At 64.2% G+C, this 17,991-nt stretch carries 13 protein-coding genes; 10 read left to right on the top strand and 3 right to left on the bottom strand.

Annotated elements, in window-relative coordinates:
* The 9 genes from ACSKT0_RS09875 (at position 1) to ACSKT0_RS09835 (ending at position 12,332) form a co-directional block, all read left to right on the top strand.
* Entirely contained in the window at positions 1 to 1,635 is a 1,635-nt protein-coding gene (locus ACSKT0_RS09875; protein WP_437773570.1) for an acyl CoA:acetate/3-ketoacid CoA transferase, read from the top strand.
* A 33-nt stretch (positions 1,636 to 1,668) separates the two neighbouring features.
* A complete protein-coding gene (locus ACSKT0_RS09870; RefSeq protein ID WP_437773569.1) occupies positions 1,669 to 3,936 on the top strand; it encodes a gluconate 2-dehydrogenase subunit 3 family protein in 2,268 nt (755 codons plus the stop codon).
* A complete protein-coding gene (locus ACSKT0_RS09865; protein WP_437773568.1) occupies positions 3,933 to 4,745 on the top strand; it encodes an enoyl-CoA hydratase/isomerase family protein in 813 nt (270 codons plus the stop codon). The genes ACSKT0_RS09870 and ACSKT0_RS09865 overlap by 4 nt, the downstream gene beginning before the upstream one ends.
* 44 nt (positions 4,746 to 4,789) lie before the next feature.
* A complete protein-coding gene (locus tag ACSKT0_RS09860; RefSeq protein ID WP_437773567.1) occupies positions 4,790 to 6,307 on the top strand; it encodes an aldehyde dehydrogenase family protein in 1,518 nt (505 codons plus the stop codon).
* A gap of 28 nt (positions 6,308 to 6,335) precedes the next feature.
* A complete protein-coding gene (locus ACSKT0_RS09855) occupies positions 6,336 to 7,550 on the top strand; it encodes a glycoside hydrolase family 88 protein (RefSeq protein WP_437773566.1) in 1,215 nt (404 codons plus the stop codon).
* Between the two features lie 5 nt (positions 7,551 to 7,555).
* Positions 7,556 to 9,193 carry a GMC oxidoreductase gene (locus ACSKT0_RS09850; RefSeq protein ID WP_437773565.1) on the top strand — a complete coding sequence of 546 codons (1,638 nt, stop codon included), beginning with the start codon at positions 7,556 to 7,558 and terminating at the stop codon, positions 9,191 to 9,193.
* Complete coding sequence (locus ACSKT0_RS09845) at positions 9,183 to 10,631, top strand: MFS transporter (protein WP_437773564.1); 1,449 nt, start codon at positions 9,183 to 9,185, stop codon at positions 10,629 to 10,631. The genes ACSKT0_RS09850 and ACSKT0_RS09845 overlap by 11 nt, the downstream gene beginning before the upstream one ends.
* Before the next feature lie 74 nt (positions 10,632 to 10,705).
* Positions 10,706 to 11,728, top strand: coding sequence for a LacI family DNA-binding transcriptional regulator (locus tag ACSKT0_RS09840; RefSeq protein WP_437773563.1), 1,023 nt, complete (start codon positions 10,706 to 10,708; stop codon positions 11,726 to 11,728).
* A 58-nt stretch (positions 11,729 to 11,786) separates the two neighbouring features.
* Positions 11,787 to 12,332: a heme-degrading domain-containing protein gene (locus tag ACSKT0_RS09835; protein ID WP_437773562.1), complete on the top strand. Its 546-nt coding sequence runs from the start codon at positions 11,787 to 11,789 to the stop codon at positions 12,330 to 12,332.
* A gap of 66 nt (positions 12,333 to 12,398) precedes the next feature.
* Here the strand turns inward: ACSKT0_RS09835 and ACSKT0_RS09830 are convergent, their stop codons facing one another.
* The 3 genes from ACSKT0_RS09830 to ACSKT0_RS09820 form a co-directional block, all read right to left on the bottom strand.
* Positions 12,399 to 13,841: an FGGY family carbohydrate kinase gene (locus ACSKT0_RS09830; RefSeq protein WP_437774004.1), complete on the bottom strand. Its 1,443-nt coding sequence runs from the start codon at positions 13,839 to 13,841 to the stop codon at positions 12,399 to 12,401.
* 61 nt (positions 13,842 to 13,902) lie between these two features.
* On the bottom strand, positions 13,903 to 15,348 hold the full coding sequence (locus ACSKT0_RS09825) for an FGGY-family carbohydrate kinase (RefSeq protein WP_437773561.1): 1,446 nt from the start codon (positions 15,346 to 15,348) through the stop codon (positions 13,903 to 13,905).
* A 13-nt stretch (positions 15,349 to 15,361) separates the two neighbouring features.
* Positions 15,362 to 16,201 (bottom strand): class II fructose-bisphosphate aldolase, encoded by an 840-nt coding sequence (locus ACSKT0_RS09820; RefSeq protein WP_437773560.1) that lies wholly within the window; start codon positions 16,199 to 16,201, stop codon positions 15,362 to 15,364.
* Between the two features lie 350 nt (positions 16,202 to 16,551).
* On the opposite strand from ACSKT0_RS09820, the gene ACSKT0_RS09815 reads away from it, so the two are divergent.
* A complete protein-coding gene (locus ACSKT0_RS09815) occupies positions 16,552 to 17,934 on the top strand; it encodes an ABC transporter substrate-binding protein (RefSeq protein ID WP_437773559.1) in 1,383 nt (460 codons plus the stop codon).
* The last annotated feature ends 57 nt before the right edge of the window (positions 17,935 to 17,991 follow it).

Raw genomic sequence — 17,991 nt, 5'->3', positions numbered from 1 at the left:
ATGCAGAAGGTACAGATCCTCACGGCCCGCGAAGCAGCGGAGCTCATCAACGACGACGACGTCATCACCGTCAGTTCCTCCAGCGCCCTCGGGTGCCCGGACAGTGTCCTGGCCGGGATCGGCCAGCGGTTCGAGGAAACCTCCCACCCGACGAACCTCACGTCTGTGCACCCGATCGCCGCGGGCGACATGTACGGAGTGAAGGGCATCGACCACATCGCCCGCCCCGGACTGCTGCGCAAAGTCATTGCCGGGTCTTACCCCTCGGGGCCCTCCAGCGCGGAGCCGCCCTTGATCTGGCAGATGATCGAGAGCGAGGAAGTGGAGGCCTACAACTTCCCCTCGGGCGTCATTTACCAGATGCACCGCACCGCCGCCGCAAAGCAGCCCGGCGTCTTTACGCAAGTCGGACTGGACACCTTCATCGACCCCCGACTCCAAGGCGGACGGATGAACAACACCACCCCGGCGAGCCACGTCGAAACCGCCACCGTCGCCGGGCAGGAATGGCTGTTCTTCCCCTCAGTCATCCCCAACGTGGCCATCATCCGGGCAACCACCGCCGATGAATACGGCAACCTGACCTTCGAAGACGAAGGATCACCCCTTGGGGCCCTGGATCTTGCCTACGCTGCCCACAACAACGGCGGCGTCGTCATCGCCCAGGTCAAACGCCTGGCCGAAGCAGGAAGCCTGCACCCCCAGCATGTCAAAGTTCCCGGCATCCTCGTGGACGCGATCGTGATCGCCGAGGACCAGCTCCAGACCACTCTCACCGCCAACGACCCCGCCATCTCGGGGCAACTGCGTAGGCCCCTGAGCTCGCTCCCCCACGTCGCCTTCTCTATCGAGAAGATCACCGCACGTCGCGCCGCCCAGGAACTCAAGGCTGGCGAGATCGTCAACCTCGGCTTCGGCGTCTCCGCCCTCGTTCCGCACATCCTCGTCGAAGAAGACCAGGGACGGGAAGTCAGCTGGGTCATCGAACAGGGCGCCGTGGGCGGAATCCCCCTGCTGGACTTCGCGTTCGGATGCGCCCAGAACCCTGACGCGATCATGCCCAGCATCGACCAATTCACCCTCCTGCAAGGCGGCGGCTTCCACCGCTCGTTGCTGTCCTTCTTGGAGATCGACCGGCTCGGCAATGTCAACGTCCACCACTTGCCTAAGAAGCGCCACGTCACCGCGGGCGTCGGCGGCTTCGCCGACATCACCTCCTCGGCTCCCGAGATCATCTTCATGGGCGCCTTCACCGCCGGACGCCGCGACATCGTGGCCGGCGGGAACGGCTTGGACATCCGCACCGATGGTCCCTTCACCAAGCTCGTCAACGACGTTTCGGCGGTCACCTTCTCGGGACCCCGTGCCTTGGCGCGCGGCCAGAAGGTCAAATACATCACCGAGCGCGCAGTGCTGGAGCTCACCGGCAAGGGACTCGTCGTCACCGAAATCGCCCCCGGCGTGGACCTCCAAAAAGACGTCCTGGACCGCAGCGAGTTCCCGCTGATCGTCTCCGACAATCTACGGACCATGGACCTCGCCCTCTTCGCCGACGCACCGGTCGGCATCCACCTCCCGACGCTGCCGCTGCACGAGCGGATCGAACAGCGCTCCCCTTCACTGGCCGCGCACTGACGCACGGCCGAAACACTTGAAAGGACTCCCGCGATGAAAAGCTTCCGCATTCTTACCCCCTACGAAACCGAACTTGCCGACGCGCTGTTCGAAGCTATGTTCCCTACCGACGGGGAAAGCCCCGACGTCCGCGACGCCGGAGTCACCACCTACCTGGATCTGACCCTGGAAGGCTACGGACGGAAGGAACTGCCCCGGTACCAATGGCTCTTTGGTGCCTTGGACCGGTATGCAGAGGACAAGCACGGCCGGAACTTCGCCGCGCTCACACTGGATGAACGCACCGATGTGCTGGTCTTGCTCGAACAAGGCGAGCTGACCGATCAGCTTCCTGCGAAGGAACAGCAGGAGCTCTTCGGCCTCGTCGTCGCCCACTTGCAGGAAGGCCTGTTCGCGGATCCTGCCCACGGTGGAAACAAGGACGGTGTCGGCTGGAAGTTCCTCAAGCACCCCGGCGTCTGGTTGGAAAACTCCGCCGAGGAAAACCTCAGCACCGAGCATGTGACCAAAGGTGGAGTGATCAAGACCCTTGCCGATGCCATGCAGGAAATCCCCCGCGACACCGAAGGGCACAAGCTCAAGCAGCTCGGCTACGAAAAGGCTGTCAACCCGCAGATGACGGACGAGGTCGACGTTCTGCTCGTCGGCGTCGGGGCCATGGGCGGGCTGAGCGCCCAGGTCTTCGCCGAGGCCGGCCTGAGCGTGGTGGGCCTGGAAGCCGGACCGTTCCGTCCCCTGGACGAATTCCTCCCCGACGAACTCGAACACGCCTACTACACGCGCGGCGGCCTGGGACCGAAGTTCCAGCAGGAGACCCCCCGCTGGCGCGAAACCGCGGAAGACGAAGACAGCCGCGAAGCCACCTTCTCCCTGGGCCGGATGGTCAACGGCGTCGGCGGCTCCGCAGGACACTACGGATCCTGGCTGCGCCGCTTCCACCCCTGGCAGTTCGCCCCCAAGAGCCACTACGACGGCCTCTACGGACCCGAAGCGCTGCCCGAGGACTGCACCCTGGCCGACTGGCCCGTCAGCTACCAAGACCTGGAACCCTTCTACACGAAACTCGAACACCTGATCGGCATCGCCGGCGACGAATCCAACCCGTTCGTCCGGCGCAGCAAGCCCCTCCCGCTGCCGCCCACCCGGCCGTTCATCCTGGGGAACAAGTTCACGGAGACAAGCAAGGCGGCCGGACTGCACCCGCACCCTGTTCCCGTCGGATTCACCACCGAGTCCTACGGCGGGCGGGCTGCCACCGGTTACAGTGCGTGGAACAACGGGCTTGGATCCTTCCGCGGGGACCGCTGGCACCCGGGCCTTGGCCCGGTGCCTGCCGCCATCGCCACCGGCAACTTCGAGCTGCGCACCCACTCCCGCGTCACCCGGATCATCATGGATGAGTCAGGTGCCGCCCGCGGCGTCGAGTGGGTCGATCCCCTGGGCCGGGTCCGCCGCCAGTACGCCCGGGCCGTCATTCTCTCTGCCTACACCTACGAAAACCTGCGCCTGATGTACCTTTCGGCCGATTCCGGCCACGAAAACGGCCTCGGCAACAACACCGGCCAACTGGGCCTGCATTACATGACCAAGATGTTCGGCCACGTGGACGCCCTCTTCCCGGGTACCGAATTCAACCGCCACACCGGCCCTGCCGCCCAGGGCGTGGTCCTGGACGACTACCTCTCCCCCGAATTCAGGTCCCTGGACCATGGCTTCATCGGCGGTGCCACCCTCGGCGCCGAACAGCAGGCCCTGCCCCTTCAGATCGCGCGCGAAACCCTCCCCGGGGACGTCCGCCGGTGGGGCGCCGGCTACCGTGACCATTTGAAGCTCTGGTCCCAGCAGGGGGTCATCCGCATCCAACCCGACGCCCTGCCCTACGCCTCGCACCGCCTGGAAATCGACCCACGGCACCGGGACTCCTCCGGACTCGGCATGCCTTTGGTCCGGGTGACGTACAGGCTGCGCGAGAATGAGCGCCGTCTGGCCGCCTGGATGGCAGACCGTGCAACCGGACTCCTGAAAGACATGGGAGCAACCAAGACCTGGCAAGGCCCCTACTTCACCGGGGTTGGCTCCAGCCACGACCTCGGCGGTGCCCGCTTCGGCCACGACCCTGCCGGTTCGGTCCTGGACGAGCACCTCGCGGTCCACGACACCCCCAACCTCTACATGTACTCCGGTGCGGCGTTCCCCAGCTGCCCCGGCATCAACCCCACCCTGACCATCTGGGCTATCGTCATGCGCGCCGCCGAGCACTTGGCCGGCGAGCTCGGTGGCCAGCGAAAGGAGCAGCCATGAGCACCGAAACAGCACCGGCCACCAAAGAAGCCATCGAACAGGTGACCGTGGAGTACTCCGCGGATGGCCACACCGCAACGATCCTGATCGACCGCTCGGCCAAGCTCAACGCACTTACCCTGGGCCTTTTGGAGGCCCTCGCCGCGGCAACCCGCGAAGTCGCCGCCTCCACGGCCCGGCTCGTCATCGTGCGCACTGGCGGTCAAAAGGTCTTCTGCGTGGGCGCGGACATCAACCACTTCGCCGATCTCTCCGCCGCCGGCATGTGGCGGGACTGGATCGCCACCGGCCACCGGGCCTTCGATGCCCTCGCCGGACTCCGCCAGCCCAGTATCGCCGTCGTCGACGGCCTCGCGTTCGGCGGCGGGCTGGAACTGGCCCTCGCCTGCGACTTCCGCATTATCGCTGCCGAGGCACGCGTTGCCCTTCCCGAAACCGGACTCGGCACCGTACCCGGCTGGGGTGGCACTGAACGCGCCACGGAGCTGGTGGGCCGGGCACGGGCCAAGGAACTTGTCCTGACCCGCAGGCAACTCTCCGGTGAGGAAGCCGTCGGCTGGGGCCTGGCCACCGCCGTCGCGCCCCAAGCGGAGCTTGAAAAGGCCGTCGCAAAGCTCAGCGATGACTTGCTTGGCGGAGCCCCGCTGGCCGTGCAACTGGGCAAGCAACTCATCGACGCGGCTGCCGACGGCGCTCCGTCCCGCGTGCTCGAAGCCCTGGCCGGCGGCCTCGCGGCCGCCACCGACGACCTGGCCGAGGGTGTCGCAGCCTTCCGGGAAAAGCGCGCCGCGCACTTCACGGACAACTGACACTACCAGCCGGCAACCCACAACATCTTCTAAGGACACCCGAAATGGAAACCAGGAACTACACGCTCGACGACGTCGAGCCCACCTACCGCCCGATGATCATCGACGGTGAAGACGTCCAGGCCCGCAGCGGCGAAACCTTCACACGGCTGAGCCCGGCACACGAGGTCGAGGTGACCTCATTCCCCCAAGGCGGAAAAGACGACGTCGACCGTGCCGTTCTCGCCGCACGAAAGGCGCTGGAGGGCGGCTGGCGGAAGTCCAGCGGATCCGAGCGCTCCAAACTGCTGCTGAAAGTCGCCGACCTTGTCCGCCGCGACGCGGAAGAACTGGCATTGGCGGAAACCCTCGAAACCGGCAAGCCCATCACCCAGTCCCGCAACGAAGTCGCCGGCACGGCCGAGTTGTGGGAATACGCCGCCAGCCTGGCCCGGAACACACAGGGCGACGCCCACAACACCCTGGGGCCCGACACCCTGGCGCTCGTGGTCCACGAACCGATCGGCGTCGTCGGGATGATCACGCCATGGAACTTCCCGCTGCTGATCATCAGCCAGAAGCTCCCGTTCGCCCTCGCCGCCGGAAACACCGCCGTCATCAAGCCCAGCGAAAGCACCTCCGCCACCACCGTGATGCTGGGCCGCCTCATCCGCGAAGCCGGCTTCCCCGCAGGCGTCGTGAACATCGTCACCGGCGACCGCGTGGTGGGTTCGGCCATCGCCGAACACCCCGGCATCGACATGGTCAGCTTCACAGGCTCAACCGGTGTCGGCAAGAGCATCGCCGCCACGGCCGGCCGGGACCTGAAGAAGGTCGAACTCGAACTGGGCGGGAAGAACCCGCAGATCATCACGCCCAACGCCGACTTCACGGCCGCAGTGGACGCCGGGGTGTTCGGTGGCTACTTCAACGTGGGCCAGTGCTGCAACTCCGGCAGCCGCCTCATTGTGCACCGCTCCATCGCCGACGAGTTCGCCGCCGCAGTCGTCGAACGGGCACAGCACATGCGCGTGGGCGATCCGCTCAAGTCCGACACCCTGGTAGGCTCCCTCGTCAACGACACCCAGCTCGCCGTCGTCGAACGCTATGTGGCCGAGGGCCGTGCATCCGGCGCCCACCTGCTCACCGGCGGCGGCCGCCTCGACACCGGCCTGGACGGCCGCTTCTACCAGCCCACCGTCTTCACGGACGTCACGGCACAGATGTCCATCGCCACCGACGAAATCTTCGGTCCCGTCCTGTCCGTACTGCCCTACGACACCCTCGAAGAAGCGATCGGCATCGCGAACTCGACATCGTTCGGGCTGTCCGCGGGGATTTGGAGCAACGACATCAACGAGGCCCTCACCGCTGCCCGAGACCTGCGCGCCGGCACCGTCTGGGTCAACCGCTGGATGGACGGCTACCCCGAAGTGCCGTTCGGCGGATACGGCCAAAGCGGCATCGGCCGTGAGCTTGGCCGCCAGGCCCTCGCCGAATTCAGCGAACTCAAGACCATCCAGTTGCAGGTCGGCACCCGGCACACCCGGTGGGTCGACGCCCCCGACGCTCCCCGCGCCTGACCCCCAGAACCCTCCAAAGGAAACGAACATGACTGCCACCACAACCACCGCACCGGCACACGCACCCGCTGTGCTGCCCGCCATCCTGCCGCTCACGCTCCCGACGGGCTATGAAGTCCCGGCGGGCTTCGCCGAAGCCGCCTCCAAAGCCTGGAAAACCGCCTCAGCCAAACTGACCGGACTCATCACCGCGCACCCTGACCGGTTCCCGCTGTACACCGAGGAAGGCAAATGGGTCGTCGACGGCGAAGCCTGGACCAACTGGTGCGAGGGCTTCCTTGGCGGCCAGCTCTGGATGCTCTCCCGCCGCGCCGACGAAGCAGACCAGCCACGCTTCCGCGCCGCCGCGGAGCACTACTCCGAACTCATCGAAGAACGAAAGAGCGATGACACCGTCCACGACCTCGGATTCCTGTTCTGGTCCACGTACCGTCGCTGGTTCGAAGCAACCGGTGACACCACCAAGCGCGACGTCGTGGTCGAGGCCGGCCGCACCACCGCAAGCCGCTACCGTGAAGCCGGAAAGTACATGCCCAGCTTCCGCCAACCTGACAGTCTGTTCATCGACATCATGATGAACATCCACATGGCCCTCTACGCCGCCCAGCAAACCGGGGACCAGGACATGGCCCGCAAAGCCGTGGACCACTGCCTTACCACCCGGCGCTTCCTGATGCGCGGCGACGGTTCCGCTTCACACGAAGGCATGTTCGACGTCGAAACCGGCGCGTTCCTGAAGCAGACCACCCAACAGGGCTACTCCGACGACGGCTCCTGGGCACGCGGGCAGGCCTGGGCCCTCTATGGTTTCGGTACCGTTTACCGCTTCACGGGCGACCGTCGCTTCCTCGAAACCGCCATCGCCGCAGCCGACTTCTACCTTGAGAAGACCGGCGACCGTCTCGTGCCGCCGAACGACTGGGAAGAACCCAACCCCGTCCGCCCCTACGAGACCTCTGCAGCGGCCGCGGCGGCAGGCGGTTTCTGGCAGCTCGCAGGCCTCGTCCAGGACCGCACCAAAGCCGGAATCTATGCCGACTACGCAGTGAACATCCTGCAACGCCTGAGCGCGGACGACTTCCTGGCCAGTCCGGGCGAGGGCTGGGAAGGCGTACTCAAGCACGGCAGCTACCACGAAGGCAAGGACCTGGGCGTCGACGAATCCGTCATGTGGGGTGATTACTGGTTCCTGGACACCGTGGACCAGATCCAGCAGTACGCCGAGGCACGGCAGGGCCGGTAAGCACCGTGTCCTGGCAAACCATCGACGAGGCACCTCGTCCGGGGACACCGGCAGAACCGGCGTCCCCGGACGAGGTGATCCGTACCGACATCGCCATCATCGGATCCGGCATGGGCGGCGGCACCATGGCCTACGCCCTGAAGGACTCCGGTGCCAGGGTCCTGCTGATCGAACGTGGTCACCGCCTGCCGGCGGAGCCACAGAACTCCGATCTGGACGAGGTCTATCTCAAGGGCCGCTACAAGAATGCCGAGGCCTGGTTCAATGGTCGCACCGGCGAATCCTTCAAACCCGGCGTCTATTACTGGGTCGGAGGCAACACGAAGGTCTACGGCGCCTGCCTGCCGAGGTTCCGTGCCAGCGACTTCGAGGAAACCCGGCATGCAGACGGTGTGTCTCCTGCGTGGCCTTTCAGCTACGCGGACCTTGAACCGTATTACACGCGGGCCGAAAAGCTCTTCAAGGTCCGGGGCCAGATCGGCGAAGATCCCACCGAACCGGTTCACTCCGAGGGCTATCCGTATCCTGCGCTGGACCACGAACCCGCCATTCAGGGCCTGGCGGATTCCCTGCGGAGCAAAGGGCTCCATCCCTTCAGGATGGCCAACGGGCTCGACGCCGACACTCCGGAGAAGCGTGCTTTGTGCGCCACGAGCGACGGCGCGCCGAATGAAGCGGGACTGAAGTCCGACGCCGAGAAGGTCGCCATCGACCCCGCAGTGGAGGCCGGTGTCGCGCTAATGACCGACACCAAGGTCACCCGGCTGGTTCTCGGGGCCGATGGACGTACGATCGTCGCCGCCTTGGCAGAACGCAACGACCAAGTCATCCGCATCGAGGCCACCAGGTTCATTCTCGCCGCCGGGGCAGTCAACTCCGCGGCCCTGCTCTTGGGTTCCGCCACCACGGGGCATCCGCGAGGACTGGCCAATTCCTCAGGTTTGCTGGGCAGGAACTACATGGTCCACAACAGCACCTTCTTCATCGGAATCAATCCATTCAAGGTCAACCGGACCCTGTGGCAGAAGACCCTCGGTCTCAACGATTGGTATGAGGCCGGCCCTACCACCCCGTACCCGCTGGGCAACCTGCAGATGCTCGGGAAGCTGCGGGCGAGCATGCTGAAAATGGCCCGCGCCTGGGCGCCCACCCCGATGCTGAAGGCGGTATCGGACCGCAGCATCGACATCTACCTCACCACCGAAGACCTGCCGCGGCGAAGCAACGGTATCAGCGTCGTCGATGGCAAGATCCACGTCTGGTGGGAGCCGAACAACCTTGAGCCGCATGCAGAGCTGGTGCGGCGCGTCCGCCGGGCCGTCCGCAAGGCAGGTTACCCGCTGATCTTCACCGAACGCATGGGCATCGAGACCAACTCCCATCAATGCGGCACGGCCGTCGCAGGCGACGACCCCCGCACGAGTGTCCTCAACCCTGACTGCAGGGCACACGATCTGGACAACCTCTGGATCGTCGACAGCTCCTTCTTCCCCTCTTCGGCAGCCCTCAACCCGGCCCTGACCATCGCAGCCAACGCACTGCGCGTCGCGGACACCATCCTCAAGGACCTCAAGCCCCGAACAGGTTCCGTTCATCAACCACATCCCACCCCACAGTTAGGTGCACTCCGTCGTGAGCCTTAATCCCCCAACAACCCACCCGCAGGCGCCAGCCGCCAGTATTTCGACCAGGGACCTCGCCAGGGCAGCCTGGGCGAGCTCGCTCGGCAGCGCCCTGGAATACTACGACTTCGCCCTGTACAGCCTGGCCTCCGCCCTGGTGTTCAGCCCGCTGTTCTTCCCCGGGAACAACCCCGCGACCGGCCTGATCCTCAGCTTCGGCACCTACTTCCTCGGCTTTGCCATCAGGCCGCTCGGCGGTGTCGTCTTCGGCCGCCTCGGCGACCGGCTTGGGCGGAAGTTCGTGCTGCTCACCACCGTCCTCCTCATGGGAGGGGCGAGCACGCTCATCGGCGTCCTGCCGACCTACAACGGCTCGGCCGGTGACTGGTACGGAACGGGCGCTGGAATCCTGGCACCGATCCTGCTCATCGTGTTGCGCCTGATGCAGGGCCTGGGGGCCGGGGCTGAAATGGCCGGGGCGTCCATCCTGATGACCGAATACGCTCCCGCACGCCGACGCGGCTTCGTCGCCTCCCTGCCCTTCCTGGGCGTCCAAATGGGCACCGTCGCCGCGGCGCTCGTGTACTTCCTGCTGTTGAACACCAACCAGGCCATCAAGATCACCGATACGTGGCTGTGGAGGGTGCCGTTCCTGGCCAGCGTCGTGATCCTCGGCGTCGCCATCTACATCCGGCTACGCCTCAAGGAATCCCCCACCTTCGCCAAGCTGGAACCCCACGAGCAGGTCACCGAAAAGCCACTCAGAACCCTCCTGAACCGCTCCGGGAAGACGGTTCTGCTGGGAATCGGACTGCGCATGGCCGAAAACGGCGGCTCGTCCATCTACCAGGCACTTGCGATTGCGTACGTTTCCAGTGCCGCGATCGGCATGAAAGGACCCATCGGGGCACTCTCGCTCGTCTTCGCCGCCGCGGTGGGCGCCGCCGTCGTGCCCCTCGCCGGCTGGCTGACCGACCGATACGGGCGCGTCCGGACATACCGTGCCTTCGCCATCTTCCAACTGATCGCAGCCTTCCCCATCTGGTATGCGCTGAGCTTCGGCGACACCGTGCTGACCATCGTCGTAGTCTCCATCGGACTCGGTGTTGGAACGTGGGGAATGTTCGGCGCGCAAAGCGCCCTGATGTGCGAACTCTTTGGCTCCAGGCAGCGTTACTTGGGCGTATCGATAGCAAGGGAGGCCTCGGCGGTCATCGCCGGCGGCATAGCGCCCCTGATTGGCGCCTGGCTCATGTCACTGGCTGTCACCGCCGACGGCGGGAGCGCAGTCCACGGCGCCGGAGCCGGCGCCTGGCTCCCCATCGCGGGATACTTGGCCCTGCTGACGGCCATCACCATCGCCGCCACCTTTGCTGTCCCCGAAACCAAAGGGCGAAGCCTGGAAGACCCCCGGGACGCAATCCACGAAAAGCACGGCGCGCAGCTACAAAGTTCCTAGACCGCGGATTGATAAGGTCGATAGGCGGGCAGCACCGCTAACCCGCCTATCGACCTCACCGGCAGGAACCTGGAATGACCCCGCGCATCACCCTCGAAGACGTCAGCAAAGCCGCCGGAGTGTCAAAATCGACCGCGTCACTCGTAGTTCGGGGCAGCTCCCGTATCCCGGAAAGCACGGCCGCCAAAGTGCGCGAGGCCATGGATCAACTCGGATACGTCTACAACCGGTCGGCCGCCAACCTGAGGCAAAGCCATTCCATGACCATTGGACTGGTCGTCACCGAGATCATCAATCCCTACTTCGCCGAACTTGCAATGGCCGTCGACGAGATCACCCACGAAGCCGGGTACACCATCTTCATCGGCTACAGCCGCGACCTTGCGGACCGTCAGCACGAAATCATTGCGTCCATGATCGAACGGCAGGTCGATGGGCTCCTGCTGCTCCCGGCCCCGGACACCGACCCCGAAAAGCTCGCCAAACAGGTCAACGCGGCAGGCGTCCCGCTCGCACTGCTCGCCCGTCGATTCCCTGGATTCGACTACGTCGGCAGCAACAACGTCAAGGGCGCCACACTACTCGGGGAGCACCTGGCCGCTTTGGGTTGCAGAAGCGTCGCCTTCCTCGGTGGCCGCAGCGCCTCGTCCCTGACGGAACGAGAAGAAGGACTCCGCAAGTCACTGGAACCCAACGGTTGCGACGTTTGGAGCCCGGATGAATTGCGCAGCCCCATCACCCCCGAGGGTGGCTCAGCCGCCGTCGCCCGGCTCTTTGACCTGGGCAGGCTACCGGACGCGATCATCGCGTACAACGACATCGTCGCCCAAGGAATCTACGATGAAATGCGCCGGCGTGGCCTCGAACCCGGCCGCGACATCGCTGTCGCATCTTTCGATGACACACGCATCGCCGCCGGCCAGGTCCCTCCCCTGACGTCCGTGGCGGGATTCCCGCAACAGGTCGGCGCGAAAGGCGCCGAGATGCTCATGACCCGCCTTGCTGATGGCAATGCGGACATCCCCACCCAACTGACCCTCATCCAGCCCCAGCTCAAGATCCGGTCCTCAACCGCAACCTGGCGCACCCGCACCTAGGCACACCGAGTCATTGCTCAGGACTGCAGGCCGCTCCAACAGAAAGGAACAACCAATCATGGTTCACGACGCGACCATTACGTCCGAGCAGGAATTCGACCCGGACTCCCGCGAAGACCAGCCCGAGGCCGCGCTGCATTCGTTAATCGAACACCTCGAATACGAAGTCAGCGCCCTGCACCTGAACGGCTTCAACCAAGCCGACGCCGTTAGCCTCGGCTTGCTTCTCGTGGAGATGGCTACCCAGCGGACCCTCCCGGTCGCCATCGACATCCGCCGAAACGAACACGTCCTCTTCCACGTCTCCCTCCCCGGGGCGACGCCCGACAACGAGCTTTGGGTTCAGAGAAAGAGCAGAACGACCGAGCGGTACGCCGAACCTTCACTGCTGGTTGGACTCAAAGGCCGGCTCGGCGGTGGCAGACTCGAGCAAAACGGATGGTTCGACGAGATGCGCTATGCCTCCCAAGGAGGGGCCTTCCCGATATTCGTCAAAGGCACCGGACACGTTGCCACCGTCACGGTCTCGGGACTCCCGCAAAAAGCCGACCACGACCTCGTCGTCGAAGCACTGACCACATTCCTCAACCGCCGCAACGGCTAAGGAGGCACCACCGGATGGCGGGGCGGATGAGCGCTCCTGTAGGAACTGCAACGCTCGTCGCGAGGACTATCCGGTGAGCTGATCCCGCTTCGCCCTCTCGTAACCCAACACCGCTTTTGCCGCACCGTGCTGTTCCACGATTTGCGCTTCGAGCGTTGCGGACGGCAATTCAGCCGCCGCCGCGTGCCACGAGGGGAACGAACCGGTCAAGGCCGCGGCCGCTTGCATCGCTGCGCCCTTGGTTACGTACTCGTCGAACTCGGGTACGACGACGGGTATGTTCACCATTTGATTGAGGATTATCTGCACGGCGGGACTCTCAGCCGCCCCGCCGATGAGCAACAATCTGTTGGCTTCCACTCGGCAATCCCGAAGAGTGTCGAGCATCGCTACCTGGCTGGCGAGAGTTCCCTCGATGACGGCGCGAGCGAAGTTTGGGCGGTTGAAGTTCGCCAGGGATGCCCCATGCAACGAGCCTCGCGCATGCGGCAAATCGGGAGTCCGCTCACCCTCGAAGTACGGCAGTAACGTCAGGCCTCCAGATCCAGGCGGAGCCTGGAGGGCCAAATCGGAGAGCTCTGTGTAACTGCAACCCAGCAGCGCTGCGCCCAGGTCGAAATTGCGGGCCGCATTCAATGTGGCAACAAGGGGAAGATGGCCGCCTGTGGCGTCGGCGTAACTACACACATATCCCGCATAGTCATGAACCGGGATGGCCGACTTGGCATACACCACGCCCGATGTACCCAACGAGAGCACCGCGTCTCCCTCGGAAAGTCCGAGCGCCAGGGCTGCGGCGGCATTGTCGCCGCTGCCTATCCCCACCGGGATCCCGGCAGGGACCCCGGGAATTCCGGCGCCGGTCTCTCCCGCTTTGTCGAGAGGGTGGAGTACGCGCGGCAGAAGCGCCTTCTTGCCGAACGCATGCTCGAAAAGATCCATGCAGTACTCACCGGTTTCGCCGGACCAATAGGCAGTGCCACTGGCCTCAGACCGGTCCGTCATCAGTTGGTCCACGCCTCCCGTGCCCGGACCATATCCCATGAGCCGCCAGGTCAACCAGTCGTGGACAACAGCAACTGCCGCCGTCCGTCCCGCGGCTTCTGGGTTTGTATCCCGTAGCCAGCGGACTTTCGTGACGGTGTCAGACAGAGTTAGGGGCAGACCAGTGCGGCGGATCCACTCGTCCCGGCCGAGCTCATTATTGAGGTCGACCATCTGTGAATGAGATCCGGTGTCGTTCCACAGAGGCGACTTGCTGACGACCTCTCCGGCCGCATCGAGGAACACGGGTGAGTGCTGCTGTCCGCTCACCGAGATGGCGGCGACATCATGAAGTCCGCCCGCACGTCGCACCGCAGTGAGCAGCGCGTCCCACCAGGCGTCCGGATGAACGATTGTCTCGGGCGGGTGTGAGGCTTTGCCTTCGCGAACCCGCATTCCGGTGGCAAGGTCCCTCACGGTGACCTTGCAGGTCTGGGTGGAGGAATCAATTCCCGCAACAAGCATCACTGCCTCACCCCTGAACCTTCATCGAGACGGGCCGTCTGCTGCGCATGTCGTTCCGGGTTCACGCGGGGACTCCTTTCAAGTACTCCCACTGGTGCTGGATCTTCGCAGACCACTCGCCCAGTCGGTCGTGGCGCTGATTATCGACGAGCACCTCTTCGGGTTGGCAGTCCTCCCAATCGCAGGAGGCGTTCGAGGCCAGGGCTTGGGCGCCCCTTGAGACGACTTCGTTGAGCTGGGAGACGCTCAGAGGTGTTCCCAGGAGGTCGGCCTTCAGCTGAAGCCACAGCGGGTTGAGGCTTGCGGGTCCGATGACCTTGATGCGGTCCGGCTGGGCGGGGAAAAGCCTCAGGACGTCCCGGAATTGCAGGGCCATGCCCAGGAAGCAACCTAGAACGAGGTCCTCGGTGCTTGTATCGGTTCGAAGACCGGCGATGACTCCGCGTGCGGAGGCACGTTTCGTCGGGGGCGGGCTTCCACGGAACTGCGGCAGCACGAGCGGGACGGAACCCAAATCCACGTGCCCTGCGAGGTAGCGTTCATGGAGGGTGCTGATGCACGCGGAGAGCTGTTCGGGTGTCATTCCAAGCATGGTTTGCAGTGTCGCGAAGGCGGAGCCGCCAGTAGGTATGGACGCGAACAGTGTGTAGTCCGCTCCGGTGCAGGAGAACCCGTTGGCCAGTTTGGACTGCTCCGGAGACTCGTCAAGGCTGGGCGCGTCGCGAAGGAACAACAGGCCCTCGGTGGTGCCGGTGGAGTTCAGCAGCTCTCCATGTTGAAGGCCGGCTCCTATCGCACCCACCATGTGGTCGTGCCCGGCCACGTGGATGCGCACGTCCTCAGGAAGGCCGGTCTCGCGGGCGTAGTCGGCCGTGATGGGAGAACCGTCCATGGCGTCGCGCAGCTCGGGAAAAAGGCCGACGTCGAGGCCGACAAGGGCGCAGACCGCGGCTGACCATTTACGCACGTTGAGGTCCAATGCCATGGTGCGGCTGGCCAGAGAGTACTCTGACCAGCGTTCGCCGGTCATCAGTGCGGCGAGGTACTCGGCGATGTTAAGCCACTGCGCCTGCTCGCCCGCATGGTTGGCCCGTCCCGCCGCCCATGCCACTTTCGACAACCCATAATTGGCATTCACCGGTAGCCCGGTGATTCGGTAGATCAATGAGCGGTCGGCGGAGGTCAGCGGTGCGAGGAAATCGGCGCCGCGGTGGTCGTGCCAGAGAATCATCGGAGAGGCGAGGGAAACGTCCGGGCGGACGAGGCCGCCGGACTCTCCCACCCCGGTGATTGCTACCCTTTTCACGGACTGCCGGGTGGATGGTTCCAGACCGCGGATGAACCCGGCGATAGTCTCCGTCACGGATTCCAGGTCGTAGATCTCCCCCCAAGTGTCCTGGACGGTGGGTGTGGCGTGGCGGGCCGAGGCGACCAGCCCTCCGCCCGAGCCGAACATGCACAGTTTGATGCTGGTCGTTCCGACGTCGACCGTGATTGTGGGTAGCACCGCTCGTTCCTCGCTAAGCCACGGAGGGGTTCAGGGTGCGGATACGGGCCTCCACAACATCTGCAACAGCGGATACGGCGTTCATTGAAACGCGGATGAGCGAGTTCTCGTTGGGGTTGGCCGCGAAGGCCTCGCCGAACGAGCGGATCATGGCGTTGCGCAAGTCTGCCGCGACATTAACCTTGACCACACCGAATTCATGCAGACGGGCGAGCTCCTCCGACGGCAGCCCGGAAGCGCCGTGAATGACCAGCGGGACCGGGCTTTCGGCCTGAACCTTGGCCAGAAGGTCAAAGTTGATCCGGGCATTGGGTGCATAGCCGTGCTGGTTGCCCACGGACACTGCGAGCATGTCGCATCCGACGGCCTCGACGAACTGCCTGACTTGCTCCGGGTTGGTGTAGCTGGCGTGCTCTGGGGCCACATCGTCTTCCTTGCCGCCGATGCTGCCCAGCTCCGCTTCAAGCGAGACACCGGGAGGGCACATTTCACGGGCCCGCGCCGAGACCCTGATGTTCTCTTCGAACGGGTACTCGGAGTAGTCGATCATGATCGAGGTGAAATCAGCCGCCAGGGCGCCTTCAACGGCGTCAAGCGACTTGCCGTGGTCCAGATGCAGCGCAACCGGCACGTCGCAGCTCGCCAGGCGACGGCTGACCATGTCGTAGACGTACTCGTATCCGGACAGTGCCACGTTGGTCGGAGCCACCTGGATGAACGTCGGGACACCCACGCGTTCGATCGCGGCAACGATCCCCATCGTGGTCTCGATGTTGGTGGTGTTGAACGATCCCGCCACCAGCCCGCGGGACGTGCATTCCTTGATGATGTCCATGCCACTGACCAAAGCCATTGAGAGTCCTTTCGAAGGGGTGCCGCCGCATTCGGCGCGGCGACTGCGATACGAGTGATGGGCCTGATTCCGGCGGCCGCGTCTGCGTCTGAATCTGAGGGGAAACGGCTTGGGCTCAACCAAGCGTTCCGTCAATCACAATAGACCGTCATGTACATATTGTCGAGCCTGTACGTACAAGACAATATGAAAGTGGAAGGTCTGCTCGGCGCCAAACGGCCGGCGATGTGATCAAAAGCCCATGCTTATTGACCGCTTCGCCACCCATGCCTATGCTATAGACAGTCCAGCCGATACGTTCTGTACGTACAGCTTGATAATCAAAGTTGCTTATCCAGGAAGGTTCAGACATGCACATCCCACCAGTGAGCCGGAGGACGGCGGGCAAAATGCTGGCCGTCACCGCAGCCGGGGCGCTTCTCGCGGGCTCCTTCACTGCCTGCTCCACGACGGGGTCCGGCGATGCACAGGGTGATGTCACCATCAACGTGGCCCTCGCCGCCAATCCTCAGATGAAGACCGCGGAATCGCTGATCAGCGATTTCGAGCAGAAGAACCCGGGTATCAAGGTCAAGTTCACCACTCTTCCGGAGAACGACCTCCGCCCGACGGTGACCAAGGACGTAGCCACCAAGGCCGGCCAATTCGACGTCGCCATGATGGGCAGCTACGAAGTGCCCATCTGGGCGAAGAACAACTGGATCCTTCCCTTGGACAACTACGCCAAGAATGACCCCTCCTGGAAGCAGGACGATCTCCTGAAGCCCATTTCAGACATTGTCTCGGCCGACGGCAAGCTTTATGGCGCACCGTTCTATGGATCGTCGTCGTTCCTGTTCTACCGCAAGGACTTGGCCCAGAAGGCAGGGGTCACCATCTCCCAGACCCCGACGTGGGACGAGATCGCCGCCGCGGCGGCAAAGATGGATGATAAGTCCGCAGGCGTGTCCGGTATCTGCTTGCGTGGGCTTCCTGGCTGGGGTCAGAATCTTGCCTCCCTCACCACGGTGATCAACACGTTCGGGGGACGCTGGTTCGATGAGAACTGGCAGCCCCAGTTGACCTCGCCGGAGACAAAGAAAGCCGTCCAGTTCTACGTTGACCTCCTCCGCCAGCACGGCCAGCCGGACGCCGCGAAAGACGGATGGGAAGGCTGCCTGCAGAAGATGAGCCAAGGAACCACGGCCATGTGGTACGACGACACGGTCTTCGCCGGCTCCGTCCTCGGCCAGGCAACGCCTGCGGTGAAGGACAACATCGGCTTCGCGATGGCACCAACGGGTCCCGCCAACATCAAGTCCGGATGGCTCTGGTCCTGGGGCTTGGGCATCACCGCAAGTAGCAAGCACCCCGACGCCGCCTGGAAGTTCATTTCCTGGGTGACGAGCCCCGACTACATCAAGCTCGCCGGCCAAAAAGCCGGCTGGGATTCGATCCCTCCCGGATCTCGCAAGTCGACCTACGACCTGCCCGAATACCAGAAGGCCGCCTCACAGTACGCCGACCTGACACTGAAGTCGATCCAGGCTGCGAACCCCAACCAGCCGACCGCCCAGAAAGTCCCCTACACCGGTGTCCAGTACGTACAGATTCCGGAGTTCGTTGATATCGGCGACTTCGTCTCCCAGCAGGTTGCCGGTGCGATCAGCGGCACCCAGTCCGTGGACGAGGCCCTGCAAAAGAGCCAGGACTTTGCCGCCAAAGCCGTAAAGACCGCGGGCTACCTCAAGTAGAACCATTGTGCCGTCCGCGGGAGATCCTCCCGGACCTTCCGCGGACAGCACAAACAA

Origin of the sequence: Arthrobacter sp. KNU40, assembly GCF_051515115.1 — a bacterium.
Classification (GTDB): domain Bacteria; phylum Actinomycetota; class Actinomycetes; order Actinomycetales; family Micrococcaceae; genus Arthrobacter.
This window is presented reverse-complemented; position numbering and strand designations above follow the sequence as displayed.